7 protein-coding genes and 1 pseudogene are annotated in these 8,002 nt (G+C 70.3%); 3 read left to right on the forward strand and 5 right to left on the reverse strand.

Features of this window, described 5'->3' with window-relative positions:
- The 5 genes from AB0M20_RS16715 to AB0M20_RS16735 form a co-directional block, all read right to left on the reverse strand.
- Positions 1-1,196 (reverse strand): glycosyl hydrolase family 18 protein (locus AB0M20_RS16715; protein WP_364298946.1); only part of this gene is annotated, 1,196 nt, incomplete at its 3' end.
- 32 nt (positions 1,197-1,228) lie between these two features.
- A complete protein-coding gene (locus AB0M20_RS16720) occupies positions 1,229-2,482 on the reverse strand; it encodes a glycosyl hydrolase family 18 protein (RefSeq protein ID WP_364298948.1) in 1,254 nt (417 codons plus the stop codon).
- Between the two features lie 82 nt (positions 2,483-2,564).
- Positions 2,565-3,953, reverse strand: coding sequence for a carbohydrate-binding protein (locus AB0M20_RS16725; RefSeq protein ID WP_364298950.1), 1,389 nt, complete (start codon positions 3,951-3,953; stop codon positions 2,565-2,567).
- A gap of 74 nt (positions 3,954-4,027) precedes the next feature.
- Positions 4,028-4,660 carry a YidC/Oxa1 family membrane protein insertase gene (locus AB0M20_RS16730; RefSeq protein ID WP_364298952.1) on the reverse strand — a complete coding sequence of 211 codons (633 nt, stop codon included), beginning with the start codon at positions 4,658-4,660 and terminating at the stop codon, positions 4,028-4,030.
- A 54-nt stretch (positions 4,661-4,714) separates the two neighbouring features.
- Positions 4,715-4,990 carry a DUF6412 domain-containing protein gene (locus AB0M20_RS16735; RefSeq protein WP_364298954.1) on the reverse strand — a complete coding sequence of 92 codons (276 nt, stop codon included), beginning with the start codon at positions 4,988-4,990 and terminating at the stop codon, positions 4,715-4,717.
- 46 nt (positions 4,991-5,036) lie between these two features.
- Between AB0M20_RS16735 and AB0M20_RS16740 the strand changes: the two genes are divergently transcribed.
- The 3 genes and pseudogenes from AB0M20_RS16740 to AB0M20_RS16750 form a co-directional block, all read left to right on the forward strand.
- Positions 5,037-6,179 (forward strand): glutamate--cysteine ligase, encoded by a 1,143-nt coding sequence (locus AB0M20_RS16740; RefSeq protein ID WP_364298956.1) that lies wholly within the window; start codon positions 5,037-5,039, stop codon positions 6,177-6,179.
- Complete coding sequence (locus tag AB0M20_RS16745; protein WP_364298958.1) at positions 6,176-7,558, forward strand: FAD-dependent oxidoreductase; 1,383 nt, start codon at positions 6,176-6,178, stop codon at positions 7,556-7,558. The genes AB0M20_RS16740 and AB0M20_RS16745 overlap by 4 nt, the downstream gene beginning before the upstream one ends.
- Positions 7,559-7,719: 161 nt before the next feature.
- Positions 7,720-8,002: pseudogene (locus AB0M20_RS16750) on the forward strand (hypothetical protein); the annotation flags it as partial.

The raw sequence follows: 8,002 nt of genomic DNA on the forward strand, positions 1-8,002 counted from the left end.
TAGAAGCCCGCGCTGATGCTGCTGAACTGCCAGAGGCTCTGCGCGACACCGCTGCAGTCGGAGGACAGCTCACCGGTCGCGCCACCCGGGCACTGCCGGTCCCGGTTGGCCGCCCAGTAGGCGAGCCGGGACAGGCCGCGGCTCTTGGCGTAGCTGACGATCTGCTGCCAGATGGCCGGCGTGGTCTGCTCGCCGACGTCGGACACACCGTTCATGCCGGAGATGCCGATGTGCGAGTACGCCTGCGCGTCGGTCCAGCCGAAGGTGGACTTGAGCTGGTTCTTCAACCCCTCGGTGGCGCCGACCGTCGCGTTGTACATGTTGCCCTGGCCGCCGAAGTCGAACGGCATCTGGGTGAAGATGTCGACGCCCGCGTTCTTGGCCTTCACCTGGTTGATCAGCCGGATGCCGTGCACGTTGGGACCACTCGGCGTGGTGCCGAAGGTGAGGATCGTGGTGACGCCGGGCTTCCGCTGCTTGACGATCTTGAGCGCGTCGACGATGCGGTCGGCCACCGCGTAGTTCTCGAACTCGTCGGTGTTCTCGATGTCGATGTCGATCGCCTGCAGGCCGAACGTGTCGATCACCCGCATGTACTGGTCCGCCAGCGACTGCGCGGTCGTGCAGTACGTGCCGAGCTTGGCGCCCTGCCAGCCGCCGAACGACGGGATCACGGTCCCGCCCCTCGACTTGATCGCGTTGATCGTCGCCGCGTGGTTGCCACCGGTCAGGCCGCTCTCACCGTCCCAGACCGCGTTGCAGCTGTAGCTGGCCAGCACGAACGCGATGGTGAACGACCGGACGCCGACGCCGCTGCCCATCACGGCGGCGATGTCCGGCTGGGCGCCCCAGCCGGGATAGATGTACGGCGCGGCCGGCATCTTGGTCCCGTTCGAGGGCGGCGGGTCGGTGGGCGGTGGCGTGGTGGGCGGCGTGGTGCCACCGCAGGCGCCCTGGTCGGCCCAGACGTCCCACTGTCCACTGTGGGTGGCGGGGCTCTCGTTCTGGTTCCACCACTTCGCGCGGTAGTTGTGGCCGCTCAGCGAGGCGACGTTGCCGCCGACGTAGACCTGACTGGCGTTCCACGCCGCGGCGCAGGCCTCGGCGGCGTTGGACACGGTCATCGGCAGCACCGCGGCGGCCAGGCCGGTCACCGTCACGGCCGCCACGGTGAGCAGTTTGCTCCGGAGTTTCATGGGGATGGGCCCTTCGGCGAAAGGTGGGGGGTTCAGGGCAAGGTGTTGAGGTGAGGGCGCACGGTGTTGGCGAAACCGTTGTTGTTGGTGACGTCCCAGTTGACCGACCAGGTCATCGCGCCACGCAGGCCCGGGTAGGTGCGCGGCGGCTTGAACGAACCGCAGTTGGTGCCGCGGGTCAGGCAGGTCAGCGCCTGGTTCACCACGCTGGGCGAGACGTATCCGCCGCCGGCCGCGCCGCTGGAGGCCGGCAGGCCGAGGGAGATCTGGTCCGGCCGCAGCGTCTCGGACGCCGGGCCCTCCAGCGGGATGCAGGCCAGGGCGACGATGAAGTTCACGGTGCCCTGCGAGTAGGCCTGGTTCTTGTCGCAGCCGAGCATCGACCCGGAGTTGTAGTACTGGGTGTGCACGACGGTGAGGATGTCCTTGATGTTCAGTGCCAGCCGGAAGTAGGAGCCGGCCGGGTTCTGCATGTCGATGGTCTGCGGGGCCATCGTGATGATCGGCTTGGGCGTCACGGCGCCGTGGATGCTGCGCAGCGCCTGGGCCATGTAGGTCGGGTTGACGCCGTTCTCGAGATCGATGTCGACGCCGTCGAAGCCGAACTCGCGGATCAGCGCGGTCACGGTCGAGGCGAAGTTGTTCGCGGCGGCGCCGTCGTTGACGCTGATCGAGCCGCGCTCGCCGCCGACCGAGAGGATCACCTTCTTGCCGCGGCTGTGCAGGGTGGCGACGTCGGCCTTGAAGTTGGCGTTGGTGTAACCGCCGAGCGCCGCGCTCAGGCCGGGGTCGATGCCGAAGGTGACCGCGCCGGGCGTGCCGGTCGCCTCGGCGAAGGCCACCGCGACCAGGTCGTAGGCCGCCGGTACGTCACGCAACCGGATCTCGGTGGCGGGGTTGTCGAAGTTGTGCCAGTAACCGGTGAGGAAGTGCGCCGGCAGCGGGCCGCCGGGGTTGGTGGGCGGCGGGTCGGACGGCGGGGGGTTGGAGGGCGGCGGGTCGGAGGGCGGCGGGGTCGTGGGTGGAGTGGTGCCGCCACCACAGACGCCCTGATCGGCCCAGACGTCCCACTGTCCACTGTGGGTGGCCGGGCTCTCGTTCTGGCTCCACCACTTGGCGCGGTAGTTGTGGCTGTTCTGCGAGGCGACGTTGCCGCCAACGTAGACCTGCGACGGGCTCCAGGCAGCAGCGCAGGCCTCGGCCGCACTCGCTATCGAGGCGACCTGGATGGTCACGCCGCCGGCGGTGAGCACGACGGCGAGACCCAGCACGACGGAACGGCGCATGAGGGGTGCCCCTTCCAACAGTTCGAGGTCCGTCAATTATTAGGACTCTTAACTGAATATGTAAAGGGGCACCCCGCACCGGTCAGCGCCGGAACTGGAACCAGTTCACGTTGACGAAGTCGGCCGGTTGTCCGCTGCTGAAGGTGAGGAACACCGTGTGCCGCCCGGACACGTTGGACGCGTTGCCCGGTATCGATCGCCATGACTGCCAGCCGCCGGTGTTGCCCACCGCGAAGCTGCCGATCGGCGAATTGTTACGACTGTCCACGCGTACCTGGATCAGGCCGCTCACGCCGCCACCCGCGCCCGAGGCCACCCGCGCGACGAAATCACGCACGCCGCCGCTGCCGAACTCGACGTTGTCGAACTGCAGCCAGTCGCCGTTGCCGATCCACCCGACGTTCTGGCCACCCTCGGAGCAGGCCTCGGTCTGCACGCCCGCGGAGGCGTTGAAGGACTCGGCCTGGATCTGCGCGTACGCGTCCCGGGTGCCACCGGGCGGGTTGGTCGGCGGCGGCTCGGTGGGCGGCGGGGTGGTGCCACCGCCGCGCGAGTACACCGCGACGTAGTCGACCAGCATCGGACGGCCGGAGACCGTGGCGCCGGTCGGGGTCGCGGCGCCCGCGACGCCGTTCGGGAACGCGCCGCCCATCGCGACGTTGAGCAGCAGGAAGTAACCGTTGTGGCCGGTCATGTTCGTCCAGTGCGGCTCACCGATCTGGCTCTGGGTGACACTGTGGAACTGCTGGCCGTCCACGTACCAGCGCAGCTGGTTGGGGCTAACGCTGCGGTCCCACTCGAACGCGTACGTGTGGAACGCCGACTGGCAGGTGGAGCCGGGGCAGGCCCGGTTGGCACCGAGGCCCAGCGTCTCGTTGCAGGGGCCGCCCGGGTTGACGCCGCAGTGCAGCACGCCCCAGACGGAGTTGATCCCGTTGACGTTCTCCATCACGTCGAACTCACCGACGCCGGGCCAGTTCTGGTAGTTGCCGCGATACGGCGCGCCGAGCGCCCAGAATGCCGGCCAGTAGCCGGCCGCCTCGGCGCCGGTCACGTTCGGCATCTGGATGCGGCCCTCGATGCGCAGCACGCCGCCGGCCGGCGCCTTGAAGTCGGTGCGCTGCGTCTCGATGCGCGCCGAGGTCCACTGGCCGTTGCCGCCGCGGATCGGGGTGATCCGCAGGTTGCCGGCGCCGTCCTGCGAGAGGTTGGCGGTCGAGTTGGTGTACGTCTGGATCTCGCCGGTGCCCCACTGCGCGGGGCCGCCGGGGTATTGCGTGCCGGTGTCGATGATCCAGTTGGCCGAGCTGGGCAGGGTGCCCGACGAGCCGGTGAAGTCGTCGGCCCAGACCTGGGTCCAGCCGGCGGGCGGGGGTGGGAGGGATGCGTCGGCTGCGGTCGCCAGGGCCACCGAGCCGGTCAGCGCGATGGCGCCGGCGGCGGCGGTCAGGAGTCGGGTGCGGATAGTCATGAGGGGACGGCCCTTCTCTGAGAGAGCGCTCTCAGAGAAGTTTCGGCCGCATGTCAAAGTGATGTCAATATTTATCAACCTCTATTTTTCGGCGCCGATTTCCGATCCGGGTGCGACAGCACCGCCCGCTCGAGCGTCGTCCATGCGGCCGAGGTGACCAGGTAGAGCCCGGCGGCCAGCGGCAGGATCACGATGGCGGGCACGCCCAGGTAGGGCAGCCAGGCCATCCACCCCGGCGTCTCCGGGTTGAGCCGGCGCATCTGCCGCGACGACCACCACGCCAGCGCCGCGGACAGTGCGATCAGGGCGGCGAAGACCGGCACCGCCGCGGCCAGGTGAGCGGTCAGCGGGTGGCCGAGCAGCGAGCCGCCGATCAGGCCGTCGTTGCTGACCCGGAACATCAGCATGAAGAACGGCGCCTGGGCCAGGGCGGGCAGCAGCCCGGCGAAGGGACTGACCCCGTTGGCCCGTTGCAGGTCGAGCGTCTCGGTGGCGAGCTTCATCGGATCGTTCTTGTGCTTGGCACGCAGCTCGGCCAGCTGCGGAGCCAGGGCGGTCTGGCGACGCCGGCTCCGGAACTGCCAATAGGTGAGCGGGCTGATCAGCAGCCGGACGGCGGCGGTGAACAGGACGATGGCCAGCGCCGGCGTCGAGACGGCGGCCAGAGCGTTGATGATCGAGTGCGCGAAGTCAACGAAAATGGACATGGAGGTACCCCAGCGATCCCGCGAAGGAAGAAGTGGACGCGGAGGCGGCGGGTGTCAGCCGGCCGCCGGGCACACCGACGGGGCTCGGGGACGCGGACGACCGGCCGCGTCCGGGTCGCTGAGACGGGGAATCGCAACGGCGCGCGGCCTGGCGAAAGACGCCGGCGCGGGCGTCTCGACCAACGGCAGGGAAAGAGCCGCCGCGGCGGCGACCAGCAGTGCGGCGGCCACCACGGCCAGACCGAGGACCAGCTCGGTCGTCGAATTCGCAGGGCTCAGCATCAGCCAGAGCGCCTGGAACAGCACCATGCGGGCCAGATTACCGGCCACCCGCAAGCGTCGTTTCCCCGTCGGCGCGCTCGGGTAAGCCGCGGCCATGGACAGTGCGACGACGGTTCCCGACGACATCGCCGCCCGGGCCGAGTCGCACGATCTGCTGACGCTCGGCGTCGAAGAGGAGTACCTGCTGGTCGACGGCTCCGAACCGCACGCGGTGGAGGCCGTCGAGGAGGTCTTCGCCGAGCTGCCGGACGAGCTGCGGGATTCGGTGCAGCACGAGTTCCAGCGCAGCATGATCGAGGTCGCCGGGCCGCCGCGGCTGGATCTGCGGGAGCTGCACGAGGCGATGCGGAAACTGCGGACCACGGTGGCGGCGGCCGCCGAGCGGGCGGGCGTACGCATGGTCGCCGTCGGCGCCGCACCGGCCGCCGGGCCGCACGCCCGGGTGGTCGACAAGCCGCGCTACCACCGGATGCGCGAGCAGTTCGGCAACCTCTCCCCCGGCTCCGGCCAGTGCGGGATGCACGTACACGTGTCGGTGCCCGACCCTGAGACCGGCGTGCAGGTGCTCAACCACCTGCGGCCGTGGCTGCCGATCCTGCAGGCGGCCACCGTCAACTCGCCGTTCTACGAGGGCCGCGAGACGACCTACGCGAGCTGGCGTTCGATGCTCTGGGAACGCTGGCCGACCGTCGGACCGACGCCGTACCTGGAGTCCTACGAGCAGTACGAGACGCTGGTCGGCGACCTGTTGGCCAGCGGCGCGATGCTCGACGAGGGAATGCTCTACTGGTACGCGCGGCTCTCCGCGAACTACCCCACCGTCGAGATCCGGATGGGCGACGTCTGCCCGACCCTGGACGACACGATGCTGCTGGCCGCGCTCACCCGCGCGCTGGTGTCCCGGATCCAGCAGGACATCCGGGCCGGTGACCTCGCGCCCGACGTGCCGCACCCACTGCTGATGGCGGCCCACTGGCGGGCCGCGCACGACGGGCTCGAGGGTCTCAACATCGACATGGCGACCCGCGAGGCGCGCCCGGCATGGCGGCTGTTCCGGCAGCTCTTCGATCATGTGCGCGACGAGCTGGAGCGGCACGGCGACCTCGAGACGGTGTCGGAGCTGATGGGCCGGATGCGTTCCGAGGGGACCGGCGCGGCAAGACAGCGCGCGGTGATGAGCAAGGGGGGTAGCGTCGCAGACGTGGTGGATTACCTGGCAACGGTCACCCGGCCGTGAAGCTGGTCGTCGTCGGGGGTGACGCGGCGGGCATGTCGGCGGCGTCGCAGGCCCGCAAGCGGCTCGGCGGCGACCTCGAAGCGGTGGTGTTCGAGCGCGGTCACTTCACGTCCTATTCGGCGTGCGGCATCCCGTACTGGATCGGCGGGTTCGTCAAGGACCGCGACGCGCTCGTGGCGCGATCCCCGCAGGCACACCGCGAGGCCGGCATCGACGTGCGCATCCGGCACGAGGTCGTCGGCATCGATCTCGACCGCCGCGAGGTGGTCGCGCACGATCTCGAGGCCGGCGGCGAGGTGCGTGAGGGCTTCGACCACCTGGTGTACGCGGCGGGGGCGACACCGATCACCCCACCGTGGGCGCGGGTGCGTGGCGGCGGCGTGTTCGGCGTGCAGACCCTGGACGACGGCGATGCGATCCACCGCTGGCTGGACCGCGACCCCAAGCCGCGACGCGCGGTGGTGATCGGCGGCGGCTACATCGGCGTGGAGATGGCCGAGGCGATGGTGCGGCGCGGGCTCGAGGTGACCCTGCTGGAGAAGTCCGCGCAACCGATGAAGGCCACCGTGGACCCCGACATGGGCGCGCGGGTGCGCGAGGCGATCGAGGGCCAGGACATCGACATCCGCACCGGGACACACGTGACCGGGCTGGAGATGGACGGCGACCGGGTGTGCGGCGTGGTCACGCAGGCGGGGACGCTGCCGGCCGACATCGTGGTGCTGGGTCTGGGCGTACGCCCGAACACAACCCTGGCCGATGAGTCCGGCATCCCGCTCGGGGTGACCGGCGGGCTGCGGACGGATCTGCGGATGCGGGTGGTCGGGCCGGACGGGCCGATCGACGGGCTCTGGGCGGCCGGCGACTGCGTGCAGACCACCCATCTGGTCAGCGGGGCGCAGGTGAACGTGCCGCTGGGCACCCACGCGAACAAGCAGGGCCGGGTCGCCGGGATCAACATCGGCGGCGGCTACGCCACCTTCCCCGGGGTGATCGGCACGGCGGTGACCAAGGTGTGCGACCTCGAGGTGGCCCGCACGGGCCTCACCGAGAAGGAGGCCGCGGCGGCCGGGTACGGGTTCGTGACGGCGACGGTGGAGTCGACCAGCCGGGCGGGCTACTACCCCGGCGCGGCCTCGATGGCCATCAAGCTGATCGCGGAACGGCGGACCGGCCTGTTGCTCGGCGCGCAGATCGTCGGGCGGGAGGAGGCGGCCAAGCGGATCGACGCGCTCGCCATCGCGGTGTGGAACAAGATGACCGTCGAGGAGATGACGGCGCTCGACCTCAGCTATGCCCCGCCGTTCGCCCCGGTGTGGGATCCGGTGCTGATCGCCGCCCGAAAGGCTACTGACGCGGTCCACGCAGCACTCCCCTGAGCTGCGCAGATCACCGCAGGTGAGCCCATGATCACCGAAACGATCTCGCGTTCGAAGGCGGACTCCGGTAGTCAATACGGGTGCTGATGACGCCTTCCGACCAATTGGCGTCAGATCACGTGTCCGGCGGCCGCCATCGTCGACCCGAGACTCTGGCCGATGTGACCGCGACGCGGCGGGCCGTCCCGTCGCCCCGTTACACCCCCGCGCCCATCCCCCGCACCGCCCCGACCGCAGTCGCGGCCGCGCTGTCCCGCGAGCCGGCTCCGGGCCGCCGTCATGCCGCGGGCCGCCGCGGCAAGCACGCCCGCCCGGCCGACCCGTTCGCGATCACCGTGAAGGCGTTGTCCGGCCCCGAGAGCCCGCCCGTCGTCGGCTCGCACCGGGCGCCCGGCACCCTGCCGATCGAGTCGTGGGTGCGGCTCCGCAAGCCGCGGCAGCAGG

This window comes from Actinoplanes sp. NPDC051633 (assembly GCF_040681735.1).
In the GTDB taxonomy this organism is placed as follows: Bacteria; Actinomycetota; Actinomycetes; order Mycobacteriales; family Micromonosporaceae; genus Actinoplanes.